18 protein-coding genes, 1 tRNA gene and 1 pseudogene are annotated in these 22,919 nt (G+C 67.0%); 8 read left to right on the forward strand and 12 right to left on the reverse strand.

Annotation, left to right across the window (positions count from 1 at the left end; all coding sequences use genetic code 11):
• The first annotated feature begins 1 nt into the window (after position 1).
• A complete protein-coding gene (locus tag DTA22_RS09865; protein ID WP_037245219.1) occupies positions 2–1,069 on the forward strand; it encodes a potassium channel family protein in 1,068 nt (355 codons plus the stop codon).
• Positions 1,070–1,089: 20 nt separating this feature from the next.
• Complete coding sequence (nudC, locus tag DTA22_RS09870) at positions 1,090–2,001, forward strand: NAD(+) diphosphatase (protein ID WP_112299318.1); 912 nt, start codon at positions 1,090–1,092, stop codon at positions 1,999–2,001.
• Here nudC and DTA22_RS09875 read toward each other — a convergent pair.
• Complete coding sequence (locus tag DTA22_RS09875) at positions 1,998–2,252, reverse strand: mycoredoxin (protein ID WP_037245224.1); 255 nt, start codon at positions 2,250–2,252, stop codon at positions 1,998–2,000. The genes nudC and DTA22_RS09875 overlap by 4 nt on opposite strands.
• 80 nt (positions 2,253–2,332) lie before the next feature.
• Between DTA22_RS09875 and DTA22_RS09880 the strand changes: the two genes are divergently transcribed.
• A complete protein-coding gene (locus DTA22_RS09880; RefSeq protein ID WP_112299319.1) occupies positions 2,333–4,471 on the forward strand; it encodes an ATP-dependent DNA helicase UvrD2 in 2,139 nt (712 codons plus the stop codon).
• A 451-nt stretch (positions 4,472–4,922) separates the two neighbouring features.
• Positions 4,923–5,264, forward strand: a complete 342-nt coding sequence (locus DTA22_RS09890) for a WhiB family transcriptional regulator (RefSeq protein WP_235214468.1) — start codon at positions 4,923–4,925, stop codon at positions 5,262–5,264.
• A gap of 85 nt (positions 5,265–5,349) precedes the next feature.
• Here DTA22_RS09890 and DTA22_RS09895 read toward each other — a convergent pair whose 3' ends face one another.
• The 3 genes from DTA22_RS09895 to DTA22_RS09905 form a co-directional block, all read right to left on the reverse strand.
• Positions 5,350–6,705: an ABC1 kinase family protein gene (locus DTA22_RS09895; RefSeq protein ID WP_037245231.1), complete on the reverse strand. Its 1,356-nt coding sequence runs from the start codon at positions 6,703–6,705 to the stop codon at positions 5,350–5,352.
• A complete protein-coding gene (locus tag DTA22_RS09900) occupies positions 6,702–7,595 on the reverse strand; it encodes a hypothetical protein (protein ID WP_112299320.1) in 894 nt (297 codons plus the stop codon). The genes DTA22_RS09895 and DTA22_RS09900 overlap by 4 nt, the downstream gene beginning before the upstream one ends.
• Positions 7,596–7,714: 119 nt before the next feature.
• Positions 7,715–9,142 (reverse strand): zinc-dependent metalloprotease, encoded by a 1,428-nt coding sequence (locus tag DTA22_RS09905; protein WP_112299321.1) that lies wholly within the window; start codon positions 9,140–9,142, stop codon positions 7,715–7,717.
• 113 nt (positions 9,143–9,255) lie between these two features.
• Here DTA22_RS09905 and DTA22_RS09910 point away from each other — a divergent pair, with 113 nt between their 5' ends.
• Positions 9,256–10,278, forward strand: a complete 1,023-nt coding sequence (locus DTA22_RS09910) for a YlbL family protein (RefSeq protein ID WP_181910939.1) — start codon at positions 9,256–9,258, stop codon at positions 10,276–10,278.
• Positions 10,279–10,282: 4 nt separating this feature from the next.
• Here the strand turns inward: DTA22_RS09910 and DTA22_RS09915 are convergent, their stop codons facing one another.
• On the reverse strand, positions 10,283–10,894 hold the full coding sequence (locus tag DTA22_RS09915; RefSeq protein ID WP_037245242.1) for a PPA1309 family protein: 612 nt from the start codon (positions 10,892–10,894) through the stop codon (positions 10,283–10,285).
• Between the two features lie 154 nt (positions 10,895–11,048).
• On the opposite strand from DTA22_RS09915, the gene DTA22_RS09920 reads away from it, so the two are divergent.
• Positions 11,049–14,027, forward strand: coding sequence for a UPF0182 family protein (locus DTA22_RS09920; protein WP_112299323.1), 2,979 nt, complete (start codon positions 11,049–11,051; stop codon positions 14,025–14,027).
• A 78-nt stretch (positions 14,028–14,105) separates the two neighbouring features.
• Here DTA22_RS09920 and DTA22_RS09925 read toward each other — a convergent pair whose 3' ends face one another.
• Positions 14,106–14,735, reverse strand: a complete 630-nt coding sequence (locus DTA22_RS09925; protein WP_112299324.1) for a transglycosylase family protein — start codon at positions 14,733–14,735, stop codon at positions 14,106–14,108.
• Between the two features lie 478 nt (positions 14,736–15,213).
• Positions 15,214–15,543: pseudogene (locus DTA22_RS09930) on the reverse strand (transglycosylase family protein); the annotation flags it as partial.
• A gap of 439 nt (positions 15,544–15,982) precedes the next feature.
• On the opposite strand from DTA22_RS09930, the gene DTA22_RS09935 reads away from it, so the two are divergent.
• Positions 15,983–16,059: transfer RNA gene (locus tag DTA22_RS09935), tRNA-Met, on the forward strand.
• Between the two features lie 73 nt (positions 16,060–16,132).
• Here the strand turns inward: DTA22_RS09935 and DTA22_RS09940 are convergent.
• From DTA22_RS09940 to DTA22_RS09955, 4 genes are all read right to left on the reverse strand, one after another.
• Positions 16,133–16,777 carry a GntR family transcriptional regulator gene (locus tag DTA22_RS09940; protein WP_005240192.1) on the reverse strand — a complete coding sequence of 215 codons (645 nt, stop codon included), beginning with the start codon at positions 16,775–16,777 and terminating at the stop codon, positions 16,133–16,135.
• Positions 16,778–16,889: 112 nt separating this feature from the next.
• Positions 16,890–17,945, reverse strand: a complete 1,056-nt coding sequence (locus DTA22_RS09945) for an isopenicillin N synthase family dioxygenase (RefSeq protein WP_112299325.1) — start codon at positions 17,943–17,945, stop codon at positions 16,890–16,892.
• A 23-nt stretch (positions 17,946–17,968) separates the two neighbouring features.
• Entirely contained in the window at positions 17,969–18,853 is an 885-nt protein-coding gene (locus tag DTA22_RS09950) for an ABC transporter permease (RefSeq protein ID WP_112299326.1), read from the reverse strand.
• Complete coding sequence (locus tag DTA22_RS09955) at positions 18,850–19,632, reverse strand: ABC transporter ATP-binding protein (RefSeq protein ID WP_037245256.1); 783 nt, start codon at positions 19,630–19,632, stop codon at positions 18,850–18,852. The genes DTA22_RS09950 and DTA22_RS09955 overlap by 4 nt, the downstream gene beginning before the upstream one ends.
• A gap of 344 nt (positions 19,633–19,976) precedes the next feature.
• On the opposite strand from DTA22_RS09955, the gene DTA22_RS09960 reads away from it, so the two are divergent.
• Positions 19,977–21,155 (forward strand): nitrate ABC transporter substrate-binding protein, encoded by a 1,179-nt coding sequence (locus DTA22_RS09960; protein WP_112299327.1) that lies wholly within the window; start codon positions 19,977–19,979, stop codon positions 21,153–21,155.
• Here the strand turns inward: DTA22_RS09960 and DTA22_RS09965 are convergent.
• On the reverse strand, positions 21,142–22,776 hold the full coding sequence (locus tag DTA22_RS09965; RefSeq protein WP_112299328.1) for an acyl-CoA synthetase: 1,635 nt from the start codon (positions 22,774–22,776) through the stop codon (positions 21,142–21,144). The two genes, DTA22_RS09960 and DTA22_RS09965, sit on opposite strands and share 14 nt — an antisense overlap.
• Positions 22,777–22,919: the final 143 nt, after the last annotated feature.

The following is a 22,919-nucleotide window of genomic DNA, read 5'->3' on the forward strand; positions in this document are numbered from 1 at the left end:
TATGGCCGGTAGGCTGCGTGAGAGATTGAGCAGGTCGGACACCCTGACCGACCGGCCTGACTTCGCGTTGGTGGGTGTGCTCCGGATTCCGGAACTGCAGACCAGTCCGGCGCGGGCGATCTACCGCCGCGTGGGTATCGCCCTGGCGGCGTTGGCGTTGGCGGTTCTCATCGTCTACATCGACCGGGCGGGTTACCGCGACGCGCAGGACAACGAATTGTCGCTGCTCGACTGCATCTACTACGCGACGGTGTCGTTGTCGACGACGGGCTACGGCGACATCACCCCGTTCACACCGTCCGCGAGGCTCGTGAACGTTCTCCTGATCACGCCTCTTCGAATCTTCTTCCTCATCGTCCTGGTCGGTACGACTCTCTCCGCGCTCACGCAGAGCTCCCGGCAGGCGTTCAAAATTCAGCGTTGGAGGCAGCACGTGCGCAATCACACCGTGGTGATCGGCTACGGAACCAAGGGACGCACCGCGATCGACGCGATGCTCGGCGACGACGTTCCGCCGTCGGAGATCGTGGTGGTCGACACCGACCACGCGGTGCTCGACTCGGCGGCCAGCAAGGGCCTCGTCACGGTCCACGGGTCCGCCACCAAATCGGACGTGCTGCGGTTGGCGGGCGCGCAGAACGCGTCGGCGATCATCGTCGCCGCCAACCGCGACGACACCGCGGTGCTGGTGACGCTGACGGCGCGCGAGATCGCACCGAAGGCGAAGATCGTCGCGGCGATCCGCGAATCCGAGAACACGCACCTGCTGCGGCAGTCCGGCGCCGATTCGGTCGTGGTGTCCTCCGAGACCGCGGGCCGGCTCCTCGGCATCGCCACGAAGACGCCGAGTGTCGTCGAGATGATGGAGGACCTCCTGACTCCGGAGGCCGGATTCGCGATCGCGGAGCGCCCGGTGGAGCGGGACGAGATCGGCGGCTCCCCGCGTCACCTCGCGGACATCGTGCTCGGTGTGGTGCGGGACGGGCGGTTGATCCGGGTCGGCTCGCCGGAGGTCGATTCGATCGAGGAGAACGACCGACTGCTGTACATCCGTCGGGTCGCCAACTGATCGGCAGTAGTGTCGACGGCGTGACTGCATTCCGGCTGAACGACACCCCGCTCCTGTCCCGCTCCGCTGTCGGCCGGGCCGAGGAATTGCGTTCGGACACGGACGCGCTGCGAGCGGGCTGGCGGGATGCGCTGCTGCTGCGCGTCAATCACCGCGGACAGGTGCGGGTGGGCGACGAGGGCCTGGTGTTCGCGGACGCCACCGAACTCGGCCCCGAACCGCAACGGGGGGCGGTGTTCCTCGGCATCCGCAAGGACCGGCACGTGTGGGCGGTGCGAGTGCAGGCGCTGACCGGCGAGCTGGCCGATCTCCGGACGCTGGGCGGGACGCTGGACGACGCGGACGCCGGCGTGCTCACCGGGGCCCTCGCGATGCTCAACTGGCACGACAGCGCAGGCTTCAGCGCACTCGACGGCGCCCCGTCGGAGCCGACGATGTCGGGGTGGTCGCGGATCTCGACGAGCACCGGGCACGAGGAATTTCCTCGCACCGATCCGGCGGTCATCTGCCTCGTGCACGACGGCGGAGATCGGGTCCTGCTGGCCCGGCAGCCCACGTGGCCGGCGCGGCGGTTCTCGATCCTGGCCGGATTCGTCGAGGCCGGCGAATCGCTCGAGACGTGCGTCGTCCGGGAGATCAAGGAAGAAGTGGGTGTCGACGTCCGTGACGTCCGCTACCTCGGTAGCCAGCCGTGGCCGTTTCCCCGTTCGGTGATGATCGGGTTCGCGGCCGTGGGCGATCCCGACGCCCCGCTGACGTTCGCGGACGGCGAGATCGCCGAGGCCCGCTGGTTCACCCGGGACGAGGTGCGCACGGCACTCGAACTCGGCGACTGGGCGTCGGACACCGACGCCCCGCTGCTGCTCCCGGGTTCGATTTCCATCGCGCGCGGAATCATCGAGTCCTGGGCGGGAGCAGCGACGGAGTCCTAGACGCCGAGGAGCTTCTTGACCTGCGACAACGACGGGTTGGTCGCGGTGCTGCCGTCGGCGAACTTGACGGTGGGGACGACGTGGTTGCCGCCGTTGACGCTGCCGACGAACTCTGCCGATGCCGGATCGTCCTCGATGTCGATCTCCACGTAGCCGATGCCGGATTCGTCCAGCTGCGTCTTCAGGCGCCGGCAGTAGCCGCACCAGGTGGTGGAGTAGATGGTCAGGGCGGGGGTGTCGGTAGCAGTCACGGCGGATATAACACCACGACTCCGTCGTGTGTTCCCACTGCGGTGTTCGTCCGCTTCGCGCCGTGTCGGTTGCCCCTGTCATGATGGACGCCATGTCAGCAGCCGGCGCAGCAGAGGTGACGAGTACCGGTCTCGATCCCGAACAGTCCGCAGCGGTACTCGCTCCCCGGGGTCCGGTGTGTGTGCTGGCGGGGGCAGGAACAGGGAAGACCCGGACCATCACCCGGCGTATCGCGCACCTCGTGGCCAGCGGACACGTCGCGGCGGGGCAGGTGCTGGCGGTGACGTTCACGGCCCGCGCGGCAGGCGAGATGCGCGGCCGGCTGCGCAGCCTGGGGATCGGTGACGGGGGAGCGCAGGTCCAGGCGCGCACGTTCCACGCCGCCGCGCTGCGACAGCTGAGGTACTTCTGGCCGCAGGTGATCGGCGACACGGAGTGGCGGCTGCTGGACCGCAAGTTCGCGGTCGTTTCGTCCGCCGCCGGGCGGGTCGGGCTGTCCACCAGCACGGAAAGCGTCCGCGACCTGGCGAGCGAGATCGAGTGGGCCAAGGCCTCGCTGATCGCGCCGGAGGACTACCCGCGAGCGGTGGCGAAGTTACGCCGGGAGGCGCCGGTCGACGCCGCGAAGGTCGCCGAGGTGTATCACGGCTACGAGCAGCTCAAGGCCCGCGGCCAGGACGGGATGCTTCTCGACTTCGACGATCTCCTGCTCCACACGGCGGCGGCCCTCGAGGAGCATTCGGCTGTCGCGGAGGAGTTCCGCGACCGTTACCGGTGCTTCGTCGTGGACGAGTACCAGGACGTCACTCCGCTGCAGCAGCGTGTCCTCGACGCGTGGCTCGGGGAGCGGGACGATCTCACCGTCGTCGGTGACGCCAACCAGACCATCTACTCCTTCACCGGCGCCACACCCAATTACCTGCTCGACTTCTCGCGCCGGTTCCCCGAGGCCACCGTCGTGCGTCTCGAGCGCGACTACCGATCGACCCCCGAGGTGGTGTCGATGGCGAACCGGGTGATCGGAGCGGCCCGCGGCAGGATCGCGGGCACCCGTCTGCAGCTGATCGGCCAACGCGATTCCGGGCCGGAGCCGAGTTTCGTCGAGTTCGACGACGAGCCGGCGGAGGCCGCCGGGGTGGCGCGCACGATCAAGCGGCTCATCGCGTCCGGCACGCCGGCCGCGGAGATCGCGGTGCTGTACCGGATCAACGCCCAGTCCGAGGTGCACGAGCAGGCGCTGACCAAACTCGACATCCCGTACCAGGTGCGCGGCGGAGAAGGGTTCTTCACGCGAACCGAGGTGCGCCAGGCGGTGGCGGCGCTCCGCCAGGCCGCAGGCCGCGACGACCTGCCGGATGCGGTCGGCGCCGACCTGGTCACGCTCGTCCGAGCCGTCCTCGCCCCGCTGGGGCTGACGGACGCGGAACCGGCGGGTGCACAGGCTCGCGAACGGTGGTCGTCGCTGTCGGCGCTGGTCGCGCTCACCGAGGAACAGCTGACCCAGGACCCGGAGTTGACCCTCGACGCGCTGTTGCGCGAACTGAGTCTGCGGGCCGAGGCACGGCACCCACCCGTCGTACAGGGTGTGACACTCGCGTCCCTGCACGCCGCCAAGGGGCTCGAGTGGGACGCCGTGTTCCTCGTCGGGCTCACCGACGGAACGCTGCCCATTCAGCACGTGCTCGGCGACTCCAACTCGGCACCGGACGAAGCGGCCGTCGAGGAGGAGCGCCGGTTGCTGTACGTCGGCGTGACCCGCGCCCGGGAGCACCTGCAGATGTCGTGGGCGCTGTCCCGGAACGAGGGCGGCCGCAAGTCGCGGCGTCGTTCGCGGTTCCTGCACGGACTCATCCCCGAAGATTCCCCTGCCTCGCGGATCGCGGCGCCCGTCAAGAGCAACAAGAAGCGTCCACGGTGCCGGCTGTGCGGAAAACCGCTGATCGGGACGACCGCGACCATGCTCGGTCGCTGCGAGGGGTGCCCGTCGAACGTCGACGTCGAATTGCTCGAATCGCTGCGGTCGTGGCGGCTGGAGAAGTCGCGGGAGCTGAAGGTCCCGGCGTACGTGGTGTTCAGCGACAACACGTTGACGGCCCTCGCCGAGCAGCGGCCGCAGGACGATCGCGGGCTCGTCGCGATCCCCGGGATCGGTGCGAAGAAGCTCGAGCAGTTCGGCGAGGACGTCCTCGGTGTGATCAAGGGAAGCGGTAGTCCCTGAACGACTCCCACGCCGCAGGGGAGTAGCGCGCATCACTGCAGGTCAAAAATAGGTTGTGCGGTTCTGGAGAATTGCCTACTGTGGTTTCAGTGCGCGGGGAGACCCGTGTGGTTCACATCGGATCGAGAAGAAATGGAGGTGGCAGTGAAATGACGAAGTTCCAAGCACATGAGACGGCAGTCGCTGCTGCCTCCGCACTGTTCGGCATGAACGCGGCGGAAACGGCACCGGCGATTGTCTGGTCGGCAGCCCGTCGTCGTCCCGCAGCAGCAGTCGAGTCCGTGTATCGGAGTTGTCGAGGAATCCCTCGGTAGACCAACTCCTACCGTCTTTTCAAGGCCACGGACCCGCATCGCGGACCGTGGCCTTTGTAGTTCGAGCACCCTTCCCGCTCGCAGCCTCGGCTCTGGTTCGCACCCATTTCATCGAACCGAAGAGATTGACCGTCGCAATGAGAGCAGAGGAGAAGGACGTGTCTACCGTGACATGCCGAGGGGTATCCGAAACCTCAACCGCCGCAAGCGGATTTGTTCAGATAGTGTCCGCGCGTGGTGACCTGCCCTGCCGGGTCGATGATCCCGACCTGTGGTTTGCGGACTCTCCCACCGAGCTGGAACAGGCGAAGGCGCTGTGCGCGTCCTGCCCGATCCGCTCCCGCTGCCTCGACGCGGCCCTCGATCGGGGTGAGCCGTGGGGCGTGTGGGGTGGGGAGATCTTCGACCAGGGTGTCGTGATCGCCCGCAAGCGTCCCCGGGGACGTCCGCGCAAGACTCAGACTCTGGTCTGTGCGTAGGAACCGGTACGGGGCGGGAGAATTCGGGCGTTCGCCGGGCCACTCACACGAGTGGGCCGGGCGGACGCCCGTTCTGTGTGTTCGGTCAGACGGTGTCTTCGTCCTCGGGGGCGGGCTCGGCGAACCCGGGGAGCCACCGCGTGAGGATCTCCATGTACGGCGCGTATGCGTCCAGCTGAGCGCAGATTCCCACCGAGCCGACGAGAACCCGGAAGATCATCAGATACTCCGCCGGCAGATTCAGTGCCCGTGCCGTCCGGAACTGCGCACTGTTGAAGTCGGTCGCGGAACCCGCGGCCTTCTGCAACCAGGCGCGGGTGAAGTGGAACGATTCGGTACGGATCGGGTCGGTGACCGGACGCAGGTAGTCCGCGATCTCCTTGTCGGTGACCGTTCGGCCCGGCAGAACGAATCCGTTGGCGTGCAGCAACTCCGTCAGTTCGTCGAACTGCTCGTGGAGCGCCAGCCGGACCATGGCCCCGAGCACCGGGGGAAGGCCGTGCGGAAACGGTGCCGCGGCACCGAAATCGATGACACCGAGGCGGCCGTCGCTGTGCAGCATGAAGTTACCCGGATGCGGGTCGCAGTGGAGCAGGCCGACGCGGGTGGGGGAGGCGAAGTGGAACTCCGCGAGCAGTGCGCCCGCGGTGTTGCGTTCTTCGGGGGTGCCATCGGCGATGATGGCGGACAGCGGCTTCGCCGACATCCATTCGGTGACCACCACCTTGGGGGCACTCGCGACCACGTGCGGAATCGCGAACTGCGGATCGCCGTCGTACACCTTGGCGAAGCGGCGCTGATTGTTCGCCTCGATGCGGTAGTCGAGTTCTTCCTCGGTGCGGGCCGTGAACTCGTCGATGACCGGGCGCACGTCGACGCCCGGCATGACCGAGGCGAACAGACCCGCGAACCGGCCGAGCGTCTTCAGGTCGGCGCGCAGGGCTTCGTCGGCGCCCGGATACTGAACTTTGACGGCCACGTCACGACCGTCGGCCCACACCGCGCGGTGCACCTGGCCGATGCTGGCCGATGCGGTCGGGGTGTCGTCGAACGACTGGAATCGGTCACGCCACTTGGTACCCAGCTGCTGGTCGAGCATTCGGTGGACGGCCCGCGCGGGTAGGGGAGGCGCCTGCGCCTGCAGCTTGTTCAGCGACTCACGGTACGGTTCCGCGAACTCCTCGGGGATCGCCGCCTCCATGACGCTGAGCGCCTGCCCCAGTTTCATGGCGCCGCCCTTGAGTTCGCCGAGGACCGCGAACAATTGCTCGGCGGCCTTCGCGCTCAGCTGGGCGTCGATCTCGTCCTTGTCGCCGCCGGTCAGCTTCCGGCCGAAGCCCATCGCAGCACGCCCCGCGATCCCCAACGGGATGCTCGCGAGTTTGGCGGTGCGGGCGGAACTCCTGCGGGGGATGTCGGACACCCCACCATCATGCATCATGACCGAAGCCTGTTCGATTCGCCCACAGCGGGTGCCAGGTACGTGCAGCTGCAGCTCGCGTGCCGCGGCCAGCGCCGGGTCACCAGCCGGTGCGCGCCGAGATCGATCTCGAGCGTCGCGTCGAGGCTGCTGGGCGGCGCACCTCGCGGTGCGGCCAAGACGGCCTCGAGCTGGCCGAGTGCGACCGCGGCCGTGGCCATGATCACGGCGGGGCTGGCGTGCCCGACCGCCCCGAGTAGCTGAGCGGACAGGTGCGGCCAGTCCTCGTCGTACGCGGCGCGGAGGAGGTCGGCGCACCGCAGGCAGCTGGTGTGGCCCGGGAGCACGAGCGGGCCGACCACACCACGACCGTCACGCAGCCGGACCTGCAGGTGCGGTATCCCGTTCTGGACCAGATCCGCGACGAGCCGAGGTTCCGCCACCAGGTCGTCCGCGAGCACGACGCACAGGGCGTTCCACCGCCGGACGTCGGCGTCGGCGGAATATCGGAAGGAGCGTGAAACCCGGATTCCGCTGTCCGTGAGCCCGGCCGACACCGCATCCGACAGCGGTCCGCGCCCGTGCACGCGGATGGTGATCGTGTCCGCGACGGGTGACGTGCCGGCGACATCGATCAGCCCGGCCCGGTCGAGATCGCCGAGAAGCTTCGACACGTCCGTGGGCGCCAGGCCGTACCCGACGGCAGTCCACAGGATGTGCGGCCGCGAGTTCTTGCCGTCGAGCAGTCGGACGACGGCGAGGAGTTGCTCGGTCCGGACCCCGGGCGGCGGCGAGAGAACGAGCGCGCGCTCGGGATCCCAGCCGAACTGCACGCGCCCGTCGGGGCGGACGAGTACGGCGATCCGGGGATCGAGAGTGACACCGACGTGGGGTGTGGGCTGGATGGTCACACGCTGAGGATCGCAGGCCACACGCGGGCGTCGGCCCGGAAAACACGGGTTGTCCACAGGCCGAAACGTACTTCGACCTGTGGGTTTCCCGTTATCTACAAACTGGTGGGATCAGGTGGTCAGGATTCGGACTCGTCGTCCTTGCCGGACTTGCCGCGTTCGGCCTCCTCGGCCCGCTCGCGGGCCTCGGTTGCCTCCAGCTGCGCCATCGGATTGTCGAAATCGCCGCCGTCGCCGCCGCCGAGTACACGTTGGACGAACGCATCCGGGCTGTCGAGATCGGACGAGTCGGGCAACAGGTCGGGGTGTGCCCACACACCGTCACGGGCGTCGACGGTCGACTCGGACGTGAGGCGAGTCCACAGCTGCGCGGCCTCCCGGACCTTTCGGGGACGCAGTTCGAGTCCGACGAGCGTGGCGAACGTCTGCTCGGCGGGTCCGCCGGTCGCACGCCTCCGGCGCAGCGTCTCACTGAGGGCCGCGACACCGGGGAGGCGGTCGTTCAGCGCCGACGCGACGACGACCTCGACCCAGCCCTCGATGAGGGCGAGCAGCGTCTCGAGTCGCTCGAGTGCCTGCTTCTGCTCGGGTGTGGTCTGCGGTTCGAACGCCCCCTGCTGCAGGATGTTCTCGAGCTGCGACGGATCGGTCAACGCGGACGGGTCGAGTCCCTTCGCCATGTCCTCGATGGCCGAGAAGTCCATCGTGATGCCGCGGGCGTACTCCTCGACGGTGGCGAGGAGACGCTGACGCAGCCACGGGACGTGGCTGTACAGGCGCTGGTAGGCGGCCTCACGCGCGGCGAGGAAAACGAGGATTTCGCGGTCGGGCTGCTCGAGCCCCTTGCTGAACCGCTCCACCGCAGCGGGAAGCAGTGCGCCCGTGCCTGCCGGACCGAGGGGGAGACCGATGTCGGTGGAGGTGAGTACCTCCTTCGACAGCTGGCCCAGGGCCTGGCCGAGCTGGGAGCCGAACGCGAGGCCACCCATCTGGCTCATCATGCCGATCATCGGGCCTGCCATCTGCTGCGCTTCTTCGGGCAGTCCCTGCACCCACATGCCGGACACCTTCTCCGCGACGGGGTCGCACAGCCGCTTCCAGGTGTCGAGGGTGTTGTCGAGCCAGTCGTTGGGCGTCCACGCGACCGTCTTCGTCGCGCCCGCGGGCAGCGTCGTCGCGGCGTCGAGCCACAGTTCGGCGAGCCGTGACGCATCGGCGATCGCCTCGGAGTTGCCCTGGGTGATGGGTGCGACGGACCCCATCTGCTGGCGCGCAAGTTTCTTCGCGATCTCGTAGTTGACCGGGCCGGTCTGCTCACCGGACCCCATCGACGTGCCCATCCCGCTCAGCATCTGGCCGAACTGGGTCAGCATCTGGCCGAGGGCGGCCGGGTCGAAGCCCCCGGCGGGGAAACCACCCGCCCCGAAACCGAAGTCGCCGGAACCGCCCGCGTTCTGGTCGCGGTCGGGCCCGTTCTGATCCCCCGTGTTCTTGTCACGATCGGGATCATCGTCGGGTTTGGAGAAGCCGAAGGGCGGATTGCTCATGACTCAACGGTACAAGGCGCATGGTTCCGTGGCTGTCCACCACGTCACGCTGACGGCGAACACGCGGACGGCCGACAGTCGTGTCCGCCGGTTCGCGCTCTACGCTGGTCCAGGTGAATCGACGGATCGTGACGCTTCTGGCTGCGCTGGCCCCGATCGTGGTACTCGGAATTCTCGGCACGGTGATCACGGTGCCGTATGTGGCCCTCGGGCCGGGACCCACGTTCAACACGCTCGGCGAAGTGGGTGGTGAGGAAGTGGTCGCCATCGCGGGAACGGAGGTCGACGACACCACCGGCCACCTCAACATGACGACGGTGGCCGTGCGCGACGACCTCAACGTGTTCGAAGCGTTCGGATTGTGGGCCAGTGGGCGCCAGGGCATCGTCCCCCGTGAGGAGGTCTATCCGCCGGACAAGTCGAAGGACGAGGTCAAGCAGGAGAACGACGCCGACTTCCAGCAGTCGGAGGACAGCGCCGAACTCGCGGCACTCCACTTCCTCGGCAAGCCGGTGGACCTGCGGATCGCCAAGGTCGGTGAGGACGGCCCCTCCCAGGGACTGCTGCGTGAGGGCGACGTGTTGGTGAGTGTCGACGAAAAGCCGGTATCGACGGTCGGTGGCGTGCAGGAGGCGGTGGCCGATGTGCCCCCGAACACCGAGGTGCCGATCGTGATCCGGCGCGACGGCGCCGAGACGACGGTGCGGGTGGTCCTCGGCGCACGCCCGGACGACGAGTCCAAGGGCTACCTGGGGATCACTCCCGAGGAGATCCCGGACGTCCCGTTCACGATCGACTTCAACCTCGCCGACGTGGGCGGCCCCTCGGCAGGGCTCATGTTCACCCTCGCCGTGATCGACAAACTCAGCCCGGGTGAACTCAACGGCGGCAAGTTCGTCGCCGGCACCGGCACGATCGACTCGGACGGCGACGTCGGCCCCATCGGCGGCATCAAGTACAAGTTGATCGCCGCGGAGGAGGCGGGCGCCGAGACGTTCCTCGTGCCGGCGAAGAACTGCGACGAGGCACGCCAGGGCGCACCCGACGGGCTCCGGCTCGTGAAGGTCGAGAATCTCGACGGAGCCGTCGACGCGCTCGAGGCCATCAGCGCCGGAGCCGACGCGCCGCACTGCTGAGCGGTCAGTCGTCCTCGGTCGCGTCGAGGGTGGCGTACAACGCGCTGATGAGATTCGGCGCCAGATCCTCGTAGGTGAGCAGTTCGATCCCGGCGTACGGGTCGGCGTCCTCGTCGGGGCGCAACTGCATCAGGCACAACGACGGTCCGTCGCGCAGCACGGCGGCGATCAACCGGGCGGACCGGCGGTCGGGATGCGACTCGGCCGCGGCCCGCGCGGCGTCGTCGGCGGCGTCCCGATCGGACAGCAGGGGGACGAGCGCGTCGTCGAGATCGGACTCCGCCTCGGGCGGCAGAACGACGATCTCCTGAACGAGGGCGCACCCCACCACGGACTCCGGCCAGCTGGTGGTGGCGAGGAACTCGTCGAGTGCGCGCGACCCGCCGTCGATGTCGTCGGGGAACGGATCCTGTTCCACCGGGGTCAATTCCGCACCGTCGGCGAGTTGGTCGAGCAGGCTGGGTTCGGCGGCCGCGAGCAGTTCGGTCGGGACGAGTGCGAACATCTGGGGCGGCTGATCCCACCCTCCGGCATCGACGAATTCGATCACCTCGCGCACACAGCGGGCGAGGGCGTCCGTCTCTGGGTTCACATTCTCTTCACTCACGAGACCCATCTTCGCACCCCCGGAACAGGACCGACGGCCGCATCTCTCGGTTGTTACGTAGAGTGGGACGAAACGGTCACGCCCTCGCTGTTCGGGTGTGGACGAACGAACGGTGCAGTTGATCGCGGCGCGACAGCGTCGCCGAGTTCTTGGAGTGTGGCACGTGGGCATGCGGCCCCCCGCAGGTTTACCGTCGTTGTCCAAACGCAGCCGAGTGCTGCTGGTGCTGGCGCTTGTCGTCGCGGCCCTGTTGCTGGTGGGCCCTCGGCTCATCAGTACCTACACGGACTGGTTGTGGTTCGGTGAGGTCGGATTCCGTGGTGTCTTCACCACGGTTCTCGTCACCCGCCTGCTCCTCTTCCTCGTAGTCGGGGTCGTGGTCGGCGGAATCGTCTGGCTGGCACTGCTGCTCGCCTACCGTTCGCGGCCGGTGTTCGTTCCGGTGTCGGGTCCCAACGATCCGGTGGCGCGGTACCGCACCACGGTGATGACTCGACTGCGCCTGTTCGGCCTGGCCGTTCCGATCGCGGTCGGTCTGCTCGCGGGGCTGATCGCCCAGTCCAGCTGGGTGACGGTGCAGTTGTTCGTCAACGGCGGCGCATTCGGCGTCGCCGATCCCGAGTTCGGTCTCGACGTCGGCTTCTACACGTTCGATCTGCCGTTCTACCGTTTCGTCCTCAACTGGCTGTTCGTCGCCGTTCTACTGGCGTTCTTCGCGAGCCTGGTGACGCACTACATCTTCGGCGGGCTGAAGCTGGCGGGCCGGGGCGGGGCGTTGACCAATGCGGCGCGAGTCCAGTTGGCGGTCCTCGCGGGAACGTTCATTCTCCTCAAGGCCGTCGCGTACTGGTTCGACCGCTACTCACTGCTGTCGAGCAGCCGCAAGGAACCCACGTTCACCGGTGGTAGCTACACCGATATGAATGCGGTGCTGCAGGCGAAGCTGATCCTCCTGGCCATCGCGGTCATCTGCGCGGGCGCGTTCTTCGCGGCGATCTTCCTCCGCGATCTGCGGATTCCCGCAATGGCGACAGCGCTTCTCGTGCTCTCCTCGATCCTGGTCGGCGCCGTGTGGCCGCTCGTGGTGGAGCAGTTCTCGGTGCGCCCCAACGCCGCCGACAAGGAGAGCGCGTACATCGAGCGGAACATCGCCGCCACGCGGCAGGCGTACGGCATCACCGACGACAAGGTGGAGTACCAGGACTATCAGGGGTACGGAACGAAGCCGCCGCGGGACGTGCCCGCTGACGTCACCACCATCGAGAACACGCGACTGCTCGATCCGAACATCCTGTCGCGGACGTTCACCCAGCAGCAGCAGTTGAAGAACTTCTACGGTTTCCCGCCGACGCTCGACATCGACCGGTACGACATCGACGGTCAGTTGCGGGACTACATCGTCGCGGCCCGCGAGTTGTCGTCCAAGAGCCTGACGGGTAACCAGACGGACTGGATCAACAAGCACACCGTCTACACGCACGGCAACGGACTGGTCGCGGCCCCCGCGAACCGGGTGAACGCCGCTGCCGGCGAGTCCGCGGAGGAAGCCGCCAACAGCAACAGCGGTTACCCCGTCTACATGGTCAGCGACATCGCCTCGCAGGAGGCGGGTAATCAGGTCATTCCGGTCGAGCAGCCGCGCATCTATTACGGCGAGGTCATCGCCGACACGGACGCCGACTACGCGATCGTCGGCGGATCCGAAGGTTCGGATCCGCGGGAGTACGACACCGACACCTCGCGCTACACGTACACGGGTTCGGGTGGCGTGCCGATCGGCAACTGGTTCAACCGGCTGGCGTTCGCGGCCAAGTACACCGAGCGCAACATCCTGTTCTCGGGTGCCATCGGTTCGGATTCCAAGATCATCTACAACCGGGACCCGCGGGACCGGGTCACACATGTCGCCCCGTGGCTGACCGCGGACGGCGACTCGTACCCGGCCGTCGTCGACGGCAAGGTCGTGTGGATCGTGGACGCGTACACGACGTTGCAGGACTACCCGTACGCCCAGCGTAGTTCGCTCGACGGACTCGTCGAGGACAGCATCGACCAGAACACCGGCCGCCTGCTGCCCCGCAAGGAGGTGTCCTACATCCGCAACTCGGTGAAGGCCACCGTCGACGCGTACGACGGCACCGTGAAGCTCTACCAGGTGGACCAGAACGATCCGGTCCTCGATGCGTGGATGGGCGTGTTCCCGGATGCGGTTCAGCCGGCGGACTCGATTCCCGACGAACTGCGTGCGCACTTCCGCTATCCCGAGGACCTGTTCAAGGTGCAGCGCGAGATGCTCGCCAAGTACCACGTGGACGATCCGAAGGAGTTCTTCACCAACAACGCGTTCTGGTCGGTGCCGAGCGATCCCACGATCGACACGAGCGCGAACCAGCCGCCGTACTACGTGCTGGTCGGTGATCCCGAGACCGGGAAACCGTCGTTCAATCTGACCAGTGCGATGGTGGGTTACAGTCGCGAGTTCCTGTCCGCATATCTGTCGGTGAAATCGGATCCGGACAACTACGGCAAGTTCACGGTGCTCCAGTTGCCGACGGACACGCAGACCCAGGGTCCGCAGCAGACGCAGAACTCGATGATCTCGGATCCACGGGTGGCGTCGGAGAGAACCCTGCTCGAGAGATCGAACAAGATTCAGTACGGCAACCTGCTGACCTTGCCGATCGCGGACGGCGGCATTCTCTACGTCGAACCGATGTATACGGAGCGAAGTTCGACGGGCCCGAACACGTCGACGTTCCCGCAGCTGTCCCGAGTGCTGGTGAGCTACCGCGAGCCGCCGCCGAGTAACAGTGTGCGGGTCGGGTACGCCCCGACGTTGGCTCAGGCGCTCGACCAGGTGTTCGGTGCCGGCACGGGCTCGGTGGCGACGGCACCCAGTGCGGAAGAAGGGACCCCTCCGGAGACCGGTACCACGCCGCCGGTCGATCAGGGCGCGGCCCCGGCGCCGACCGCCCCGGCGACACCGCCGTCCGGAACGGACGTCTCGGCGGCGGTGGCGGAGCTGGACGCGTCGCTCGACGCCTTGACGTCGGCGCAGCGCAGCGGTGACTTCGCGGCCTACGGCGCAGCCCTCGCTCGCGTCCAGAAGGCGGTTGCCGCGTACGAGGCGATCCCGAAGTAAGGGCGCTTCAGCCGCAGAGAGAACGAGGCCCTGTCATCCGAACCGGATGACAGGGCCTCGTCGTATCTGATCGGAAGATCAGCGCAGTGCGTCGACCAACTGCGGGTTGGCGTCCACCAGCTGCTGGAACTGCTGTCCGTAGCCGTTCTGATCGGCGACCTGACGCGCGGCGTCGAGCGCCTGCTGTGCGGCGGGCTGGACCGGGGCGGGTGCCTGGACCTGAGCCGGAGCCGCGGGGGCGGGAGCCGGGGTGGGCTCCGGTGCGGCGGGCTGGACCGGGGCGGGTGCCTGGACCTGAGCCGGAGCCGCGGGGGCGGGAGCCGGGGTGGGCTCCGGTGCGGGGGCGGGGGCCTCGGCGACGTCGCCGCCACCGGTGGACAGGTACTGACCGCACACCGGCCATGCACCCTGGCCCTGGGTCGCGAGAACGTTCTCGGCGACGCGGACCTGCTCGGCCTTGCTGGCGTTCGATGCCGAGCCGGTGCCGCCGTTGGCCTCCCAGGTGCTCTGCGAGAACTGCAGGCCGCCGTAGTAGCCGTTTCCGGTGTTGATTCCCCAGTTGCCGCCGCTCTCGCACTGGGCGACGCCGTCCCAGTTGTGGGAAGCGGCGGACGCGGTGCCGGTGCTCAGTCCGAGGGGGACGGCGACGACGGCTCCGGTGACGGCGATCCAGCCGAGGGCACGCTTGCTGATGCTGTGATTGGTCATGCGGGGTCAATCCTCTCCGCGCTTGCTGGCGTGGCCGGCCTGCGGGCGACGACGTTCGCGTCGTCACGCCGGGCTGCGATTCTGTGCCGCGTCCCTGCCCCTCGAAGGTTTCGGGGATTCCGAACCCGCGGGGCAGAGCTAGCAGCGGCGGGCCGGCTTTCGCCCGGTTGTTTCGGGCCGAGAGCGACCGTACGGGAGCTTTGCCCGCAGTTCACCTGGCGAAAATGATGGACAGCTGTCCGGCATCGAAGGCGAATTATCGCTGTCTTTGCAGGTCAGACCATCTCGATATCGTTTCGGCGTCTATTCGTTACCCCGTTGTTATGTGGTGGGGATCACCACGAATTTGTGCAGCGGCTCACGTCGAAATGGCAGGAAAGTGGGCCTCAGTGGTGTAGGGCGAGGCCGCGCAATGCAGGAGTGCCCCCGCGTGCAGTCGTGACTGCGCGCGGGGGCACTCCGAGCAAGGTGTGGATCAGAGGTACTGTCCGCAGACCGGCCAGGCGCCGGGACCCTGGGTCGCCAGGACGTTCTCGGCGACGCGGATCTGCTCCTCGCGCGAGGCGTTGGCAGGCGAGCCGGAGCCGCCGTTCGCCGCCCAGGTGCTGTCGGTGAACTGCAGACCGCCCGAGAAGCCGTTTCCGGTGTCGGCGCCCCAGTTGCCGCTGCTCTCACACGCTGCGACGGCGTCCCAGTCTCCGGAAGCGGCCGATGCGGTGCCGGTGCTCAGGCCGAGCGGCACTCCGATGACTGCTCCGGTGAGTGCGATTGCGCCCATGGTCCGCTTGACGATGCTGGAATTGGTCATGTGGTTGATTCCTCTCCGCGCCTGCTGACGAGGTGGTGGTGCAGTGACGGCTGGTGTGCCGAACCGCTTTTCGATCTGTCCTCGTCCCTGCCCCTCGAGGTGTCGGGATTCCGAATCCCGCGGGGGCAGGTCGAGCTGCGGCGGGTCGGCGTTGCCCGGTAGTTTCGGGCTGGCAACGAACGTACGCGGCGATCACGGAATGGTCACGGGTCGATTTTCTGTGACGGGCGTCCAAATACTGGGATTAACGACCCGCGTTTCCCCAGGTCGTCCCGAAGTTTCAGGTTTCGGCGGCGTTACAGATTTCGTCCAAAATGTGACGAGCGTCATAACGTTTAGGTAACGGATGTGACTCGAGTGGTGCTCAAAGGTTGCTAGCCGGACGCTTTCCGGGCGATTTGCAATCCGTTCGTTCGCTCGTGTAACTTTGTTCATGCAACGCGGGGTGGAGCAGCTCGGTAGCTCGCTGGGCTCATAACCCAGAGGTCGCAGGTTCAAATCCTGTCCCCGCTACCACTGAAGAACCGGCGTCCTGGAATCCAGGACGCCGGTTCTTTTTTGTCTCTGCTCGCCCCCGAGGGGGGCGGTCTCACATACGCGTCGTCCGTACCAGTAACCCCGCCACGTGTGCGCACGCTGCTGCCCGCGCTCCGACCGCGTCGCCGGACTCGATGGCGCCGACGATCCGCTCGTGCTCGGTGACGGCGAGTCTCCGATTCAGATCCGCACTCCACATGTCCGACCGGTACAGATGCGATTGCCCGTCCAACCGCAGGAGGGCTTCGCTGAGCGGCTTGTTGCGGGCGGTTTCCCGGATGAGGGTGTGGAATTCGAGGTCGAGCCGTGAATCGCGGCGTTGATCGGCCGGACTGTCCAGCAGCTCGCGCTGGACCTGCACCATCTTCTTCAATTGCTGCACCGTCTCGTGGGTGGCGGCGGCAGTCGCGTGAAATGCGGCCAGTCCGTCGAGTACCTCGCGGACCTCGAAGACGGCGCGGATCGAGTCCGCGTCGAGCGAATCGACCTTGGCGCCCGCATTGCGGGTGTAGACCGCGATGCCCTCGTAGATGAGTTGCTGCACGGCCTCGCGGACGGGGGTGCGGCTGACGTTCAGTTTCGCGGCCAGCGCGGGAACGCTGAGCGGCGTGCCGGGCGGCAGCTCGCCGGAAAAGATCTGCTCACGAAGAGTGTCGTGAACGGATTCGGTGAGCAGGGCTCGTTCCGTGTGTGTCATCGATCCTTCCGAACCCTTTCCTCGGGGCGGGTCGTGGCCCCTCCGCCCGGCCCGGCTCCTGCGTCGACTCTATTCGATCGCCCGCGGGAGGGCGTCCCACCGGCTGATCCTGCTAGCGGGCGGACAGTACCCGCGCGGCTTCGCGAAGTGCCACAGTCGGTTTGACGCCCGCCTTCAACCCCGCAACCTTGGCCGCGATGTTCTCCGCGACCGTGATCGGCGGGTATCCAGGCTCCCCGTCGACGACGGTGCCGGGGAGCGGTTCGATCACGGCATCGTGGTTCCCGTCGAAGAAGAACGCTGCGGATCGCCGGCGAATGATCTGTCCGTCGGTGATGGGCGGATTCACCCGGTGCACGGTCGAGCGCCACCGGTCGTTGGTCCACCGGGCCATGGCGTCGCCGTGGTTGATCAGAAGCGCGTCGTCGGCGGGCTGCGCGTCGTGCCACGCGTTGTCGGAGCCGAGGATCTGCAGGCCGGGAACCTGATCGGCCCAGAGAATCGTGAGAATTCCGAAGTCGGTGTGCGCGCCCATGCCGGTGGCATCGCCGTCGAAGGCGACCTCACCCTCGGGAAGCGCATAGTTGTTCATCTTCAATGCGTTGATCGAGTGATCGACCATCGCGTCGAAGTATCCCGGTTCCACCCGAAGGGCATCGGTGAACGCGGCCAGGAGAATTCGTGCCAATTCCTGGGCGTGGGTGAAGTATTCCTCCACCGCGCTACGGAAGGACGGGGCGTCGCCAGGCCAGGTGTTGGTGGCGTAACTGGCCTCGGGGAGGTCGAGGTCGGGGTACTCGGTGGTCTCGGTACCGACGATGAACGCTTCGTAGAAGTCGTTCATCCGGTTCGCGGACTGCACCCCGAGGCTCATGCTCAGGGACTCGGACACCGGCGGCGAGTACCCACGATTCTCGGACGAGGAACGCCGGTACTTCTTCTTGGTCTCGAGCGGAAGTCCGAAGAATTCGTCGAGTGCACGGGTCAGGCGATCGACCGTCGCTCCGGGAATCCGGTGACCGACGATCTGCACGAACCCGACCTCGCGGCACGCGGTGTCGAGTTCCGCTGCCACGCGGGCGCATTCGGCACTGTTGTGGGCGCGGGCTCCCTCGGCGAGATACGGGCTGATGTCGACGGTCGGGACGATGAACGGGGAGGTGGGCATGACGGCCTTTCGGGGAAGGGTGTTCAGGACTTGTGGCCGGACGCGTGCCAGCTGCCGACGAGCAGTCGGGAGAGGATGCCGAACGCGGAGAACACGGCGACGCCGAAGAGTGACGCGATCACGATCGCGGCGATGAGATCCTCGGATTGGAGCCGGCTGCGGAACACGTCGAGAAGCGTGCCGATGCCGGGCTCGCCCTTGGCGAAGAACATGTCTCCGATGATCGCGCCGACCACGACGAGGCCGGACGCGGTGCGGATGCCGGTGAGGACGGCGGGCAGTGCTGCGCGAAGTTCCAGCTTCACCAGGCGATCCCATCGGGATGCCCGGCCGAGGGTGAACAGTTCGTGGAGGCCGCGGTCGACGGACTGGAGTCCGAAGTGAGTGTTGGTGATGATGGGAAAGGCCGCGATGAGGACGCATACGAGTGTGCGGGCCGTCATCCCGTAACCGAACCACAGGCCGATCAGCGGGACGATCGCAAGGATCGGAATCACCTGGAGAACCACGGCATAGGGGTAGACGATCCGTTCGATCCACTTCGCACGGCTCATCAGGACTCCCGTACCGACTCCGACGAGCACTGCGACGACGAAGCCGACCAGCGCGACGCGGGCAGTGACGGCGAGGGCCTCGAGCATCGGCGACAGGTGCTTCCAGTCCAGGAGTGACTGCGTGAGAACGCGATTCGGCGGAGGAAGGAGGAATTGTCGTTCGGGGGAGAGGACGAACCAGCTCACCGCGGACCACAGGGCGAGTGCTCCCGCCAGCGACAGCACGGGAAACAGCAGGCCCGTGGCCACCGTGACCGTTCGCGGCCGCCGCGTCGAGGGGCCGCTCGTGGCCGTGACGGCTGGGGTCCTCGCTCTCTCGACGCGACGGGTCAGGACGGCAGGTGCTTCGGTCATCGTGTGCTCCCGTGCAGGCTGTTCGAGATCTGGGCGACGTACTCGGTGTATTTCGGGTCGAATCGCAGTCCGGGGCTTCGTGGGTGAGGGAAGTCGATGTCGATGACCGAGGCGATTCGCCCGGGCCGCGCGGTCATGACGACGACCCGGTTGGCGAGGTACACCGCCTCCGACACCGAGTGGGTGACGAACATCGACGTGAACCCCTTGTTGCTGTACAGCCTGTGGAGTTCGACCTGCATGTCGAGCCTGGTCATCTCGTCGAGTGCGCCGAACGGCTCGTCGAGCAGCATGACCTCGGGTGCGAGCGTGAGGGCGCGGGCGAGGGAGACGCGCATCTTCATTCCGCCGGACAGTGACCGGGGTAGCTGGTCGGCGAAGCCGTCCAGTCCGACGGCGGTGATGGCCTCGGCCGCGCGTGCCTTCCGGACCGCCGCGTCGCCGCGGCCGAGCTCGGCCGAGAGTTCCACGTTGGCGCGCACGGTCCGCCAGGGCAGCAGCGTGGGTTCCTGGAAGATGAACCCGACGGAGTCGGTGGCCAGGGCCACGGATCCTTCGGTCGGACGTTCCAGTCCCGCTGCCATTCTCAGCAGTGTCGACTTCCCGCAGCCGGAAGGCCCGACGACGGCGACGAAGTCGCCGCGGTGGACGTCGAGGTCGATGCCGTCCAGTGCGATTGTTCCCGTGTCGAACCGTTTGACGACAGTGCTGAAGGCGATCGCGACGTCCCGTGTGAGCCGGCGTGCGTCGACGTCCAGTGTCGTGTCGGCGAGTTTCATCCCAACCTCCAGGTCAGTGAAGTGCATGCAAAGAATCGATCTGTTCGGTGATAAGAGTCTGGATTGCATGCATGTCTGCCAGGTTGCAGAGTGTTAACACGCGGTGACATGTGGTCGATCTGGGGTGAAGTATCGACGAAAACGGGGTGATCATGATTGGGCAGCCTGCTGTTCACGTGAATGAAACAGAACAGATATTGCATGTAATCACGCCGCATGCAGACTTGGCGCACCGGTCGCCGACGCGCCTCTCGGCACCGAATTCCCTTGGTCGTCACGTGTGTTCACCGCACCTCCGCGGTACCCGGCGACGGCCGTCATCGATCGTGTTCGCGAGGAGAACAATGAACCGCAACAGCAGGACCTTCCGGCAGGCGGGCATGTCCGCCGTCGTACTGGCCACACTCGGCCTCTCGGCGTGCAGTTCGTCCGACGGCGGCAGCGCCGCCGGGGTGCCCCTCGAACCCGCCGCCGAAGCGCAGAACCTCGCCGGGGTGTGCCCGGAGAACGTCGTGGTCCAGCTGCAGTGGCAGCCGCAGTCGGACATGGGTGGGCTGTTCCGGATGCTCGGCCCCGGATATGCCGTCGACGCCGACGACAAGTCCGTGACCGGACCGCTGGTGGCAGGCGGCAAGGACACGGGTGTGGACCTGACGCTCCGCGCAGGCGGTCCGGCGATCGGCTTCCAGTCGGTGACGTCGCAGATGTACGTGGATGATTCGATCGCACTCGGCGTGGTTCACGGGGACCAGGTGATCGCTGCCGCGGCGAGCCAACCGGTCGTGGCGGTGACGCCGCTGCTGAAGTACAGCCCGGCGATCCTGATGTGGGATCCGGAGACTCACCCGGACTGGCGGACGGTCGCCGACATCGGAAAGTCGGATGCCTCCGTGGTGGTCTCGAAGGAACAGCTGTTTCCCCAGTGGCTGGTGGCGCGGGGTCTGCTGAAGGAGTCGCAACTCGACACGAGTTACGACGGCGCCCCCTCCCGGTTCGTCGGGGATCCCGCCATCGCGCAACAGGGTTTCGCGAACTCGGAGCCGTACACCTACGAGTACGAGACTCCCGCCTGGGACGAGCCGGTCGCGTACGACCTCCTGAAGGACTCGGGCTTCGACATCTACGCGTCCAACGTCTCCGTTCGCGCGGACAAGGTGGAATCGCTGACGCCGTGCCTGCAGAGGCTGGTGCCGATCATTCAGCAGTCCACCGCCGACTACGTCCTCGCTCCCGAGGCCACCAACGAGGCCATCGTGGACGTCGTGTCCCAGGACTCCTCGTTCTCGCCCTACACCGAGGGCGAGGCGGAGTTCAGTGCGCACCTGCTGAAGGACGAAGGGCTGATCGCGAACGAGGCCGACGGGTCCGTGGGGACGTACGACATGGCGCGAGTGCAGGGGACGGTCGACGAACTGAAACCGATCCTCGTCGCCGGGGGCGCCGCGATCCCGGATTCGCTGACCGCGGAACAGATCTACACGAACCGGTTCACCGATCCCTCAATCGGGATCAGCTCTCCGTAACGTCCATCTCGATCAGGACGCGACGCAGCAACTTGCCCGTCGCATTGCGGGGGAGTTCCTCGATGAAGATGATCTCGCGGGGCACCTTGTACCGCGCCAGGTTGGATTTGACGTGGGCCTTCAGCTCGTCGGCGTCCTTCGCGGACCCCGGACCGGGTACCACGAAAGCCCGGAGGCGATGGCCGAATTCGGAGTCCTCGACACCGATCACCGCGGCCTCGAGCACGTCCCCGCGGTCGGCGAGCAGGTTCTCGACCTCCAGGGGGTAGACGTTCTCGCCGCCGGAGACGATCATGTCGTCGTCCCGGCCGTCCACGAAGAGGAGGCCGTTGCGGTCGAAGTGGCCGACGTCGCCGGTGGACAGCAGACCGTTGATGCGCTCCTTGTCGCGACCGTCGGTGTATCCGGAGAAGCTGAGACCACTGGCGACGAAGATCCGTCCGACGGTCTCGGGTTCGGTGATCCGTTGACTCGACTCGTCGTAGAGTTCCACGTGGCAGGTGACGGGTGCCCGCCCCGCGGTGCCCGGCGCCAGCGCAAGATCGGCCGGAGTCGCGACGGTGGCGACGGCGACCTCGGTGGAACCGTACAGGTTGTGGAGGACCTCGCCGAAGGCGGCGGTGGTGCGCTTGCAGAGATCGGGGGAGAGTGCGGACCCGGCCGCGAAGATGATCTTCAGGCTCGACGTGTCGTACTTGGCCAGCGTCCCCGGCCCGAGGTCGATGATGCGCTGCAGCATGGTGGGAACGACGACCAGCGTGTCGCACCGGTGCTTCTCGACCAGGCGGATCGTGTTCTCCGGATCGAACTTGCGGTGCATCACCACGGTCTGGCCCAGTGCCAGCGCGAGTGCGAACTGGGAGACTCCGGTCCCGTGGAACGCGGGGGCCGCCATCATCATCGTCTGCCCGCGTCGCAGCGGAACCCGGTCGAGGAACTGGGCCGACGCGAGCGGCGACGTGTGTCCGCGGGGAGCGCCCTTCGGGGTGCCCGTGGTGCCGCTGGTGAGGAGGACGAATCCGCCCTGCGTGGACGGCGCGGGCAGCGAACCGCGGTCTCGATCCTTCATCACGTCGTCGAGTGTGCGGACCTCGGACGTCGAATCGTCCTCCGCCCAGGAGCGATAGGCGATGACCTCGTCGGGGAGGGCCTCGGCGACCGCGTGGAACTCGTCGTCGTACACGAAGGCCTGAACCTGCTCGCGGGCGGCGACGTCGACGAGCTGGGGCCGGGCGAACCCGGTGTTCATCAGCACCAGTTTGGTGCCGTTCTTGGCGGCGGCGAGCATCGTGAGGACCAGGCCGCGATGATTACGGCACATACATCCCATGACGGAACCGGGTGTGATGCCGTCGGCCTGCCACGCCCGCACGAGGGCGTTGGACTGTTCCTCGATGTCGGCGTAGGTGAGCGGTCCGCGCTCGTCGATCAGGGCCACCGCATCCAGCCCGGCCTCGGCGTTCGCGTGGACGGGCCCGGCGAACGGACCGTACTTCCGCACGGCCAGGATCGATCGGACGCCCTGGTCGACGCGGGGAAAGGGAACGAGGCCTGCGCGGTTCATCACCCGCACAGCTCCCACGGTGTCCGTGATCTTGGTGAGGAAATGCTGAGCTGGCATGGAGAACCCCTCCGGCTGCAGTGACGGATTTCCCGTTCAGCGTAGATGAAGACGACGGTCCAGCCACGCGGTCCGGCGAAGCCGGACGCTCGCGGTGACGCGCAGCCGAATCCGGCACGAAGAAGCCCCCGCCGCAGGTGAGC

The organism is Rhodococcus wratislaviensis, from assembly GCF_900455735.1.
Taxonomy (GTDB): domain Bacteria; phylum Actinomycetota; class Actinomycetes; order Mycobacteriales; family Mycobacteriaceae; genus Rhodococcus_F; species Rhodococcus_F wratislaviensis.

Excerpts from the sequence above, each read along its gene's own strand:
- DTA22_RS09865 (WP_037245219.1), top strand. The coding sequence starts at position 2 with ATGGCCGGTAGGCTGCGTGAGAGATTGAGCAGGTCGGACACCCTGACC.
- DTA22_RS09880 (WP_112299319.1), top strand. The coding sequence starts at position 2,333 with ATGATGGACGCCATGTCAGCAGCCGGCGCAGCAGAGGTGACGAGTACC.
- DTA22_RS09890 (WP_235214468.1), top strand. The coding sequence starts at position 4,923 with ATGAGAGCAGAGGAGAAGGACGTGTCTACCGTGACATGCCGAGGGGTA.
- DTA22_RS09895 (WP_037245231.1), bottom strand. The coding sequence starts at position 6,705 with ATGATGCATGATGGTGGGGTGTCCGACATCCCCCGCAGGAGTTCCGCC.
- DTA22_RS09905 (WP_112299321.1), bottom strand. The coding sequence starts at position 9,142 with ATGAGCAATCCGCCCTTCGGCTTCTCCAAACCCGACGATGATCCCGAT.
- DTA22_RS09915 (WP_037245242.1), bottom strand. The coding sequence starts at position 10,894 with ATGGGTCTCGTGAGTGAAGAGAATGTGAACCCAGAGACGGACGCCCTC.
- DTA22_RS09925 (WP_112299324.1), bottom strand. The coding sequence starts at position 14,735 with ATGACCAATCACAGCATCAGCAAGCGTGCCCTCGGCTGGATCGCCGTC.
- DTA22_RS09940 (WP_005240192.1), bottom strand. The coding sequence starts at position 16,777 with ATGACACACACGGAACGAGCCCTGCTCACCGAATCCGTTCACGACACT.
- DTA22_RS09945 (WP_112299325.1), bottom strand. The coding sequence starts at position 17,945 with ATGCCCACCTCCCCGTTCATCGTCCCGACCGTCGACATCAGCCCGTAT.
- DTA22_RS09950 (WP_112299326.1), bottom strand. The coding sequence starts at position 18,853 with ATGACCGAAGCACCTGCCGTCCTGACCCGTCGCGTCGAGAGAGCGAGG.
- DTA22_RS09955 (WP_037245256.1), bottom strand. The coding sequence starts at position 19,632 with ATGAAACTCGCCGACACGACACTGGACGTCGACGCACGCCGGCTCACA.
- DTA22_RS09960 (WP_112299327.1), top strand. The coding sequence starts at position 19,977 with ATGAACCGCAACAGCAGGACCTTCCGGCAGGCGGGCATGTCCGCCGTC.
- DTA22_RS09965 (WP_112299328.1), bottom strand. The coding sequence starts at position 22,776 with ATGCCAGCTCAGCATTTCCTCACCAAGATCACGGACACCGTGGGAGCT.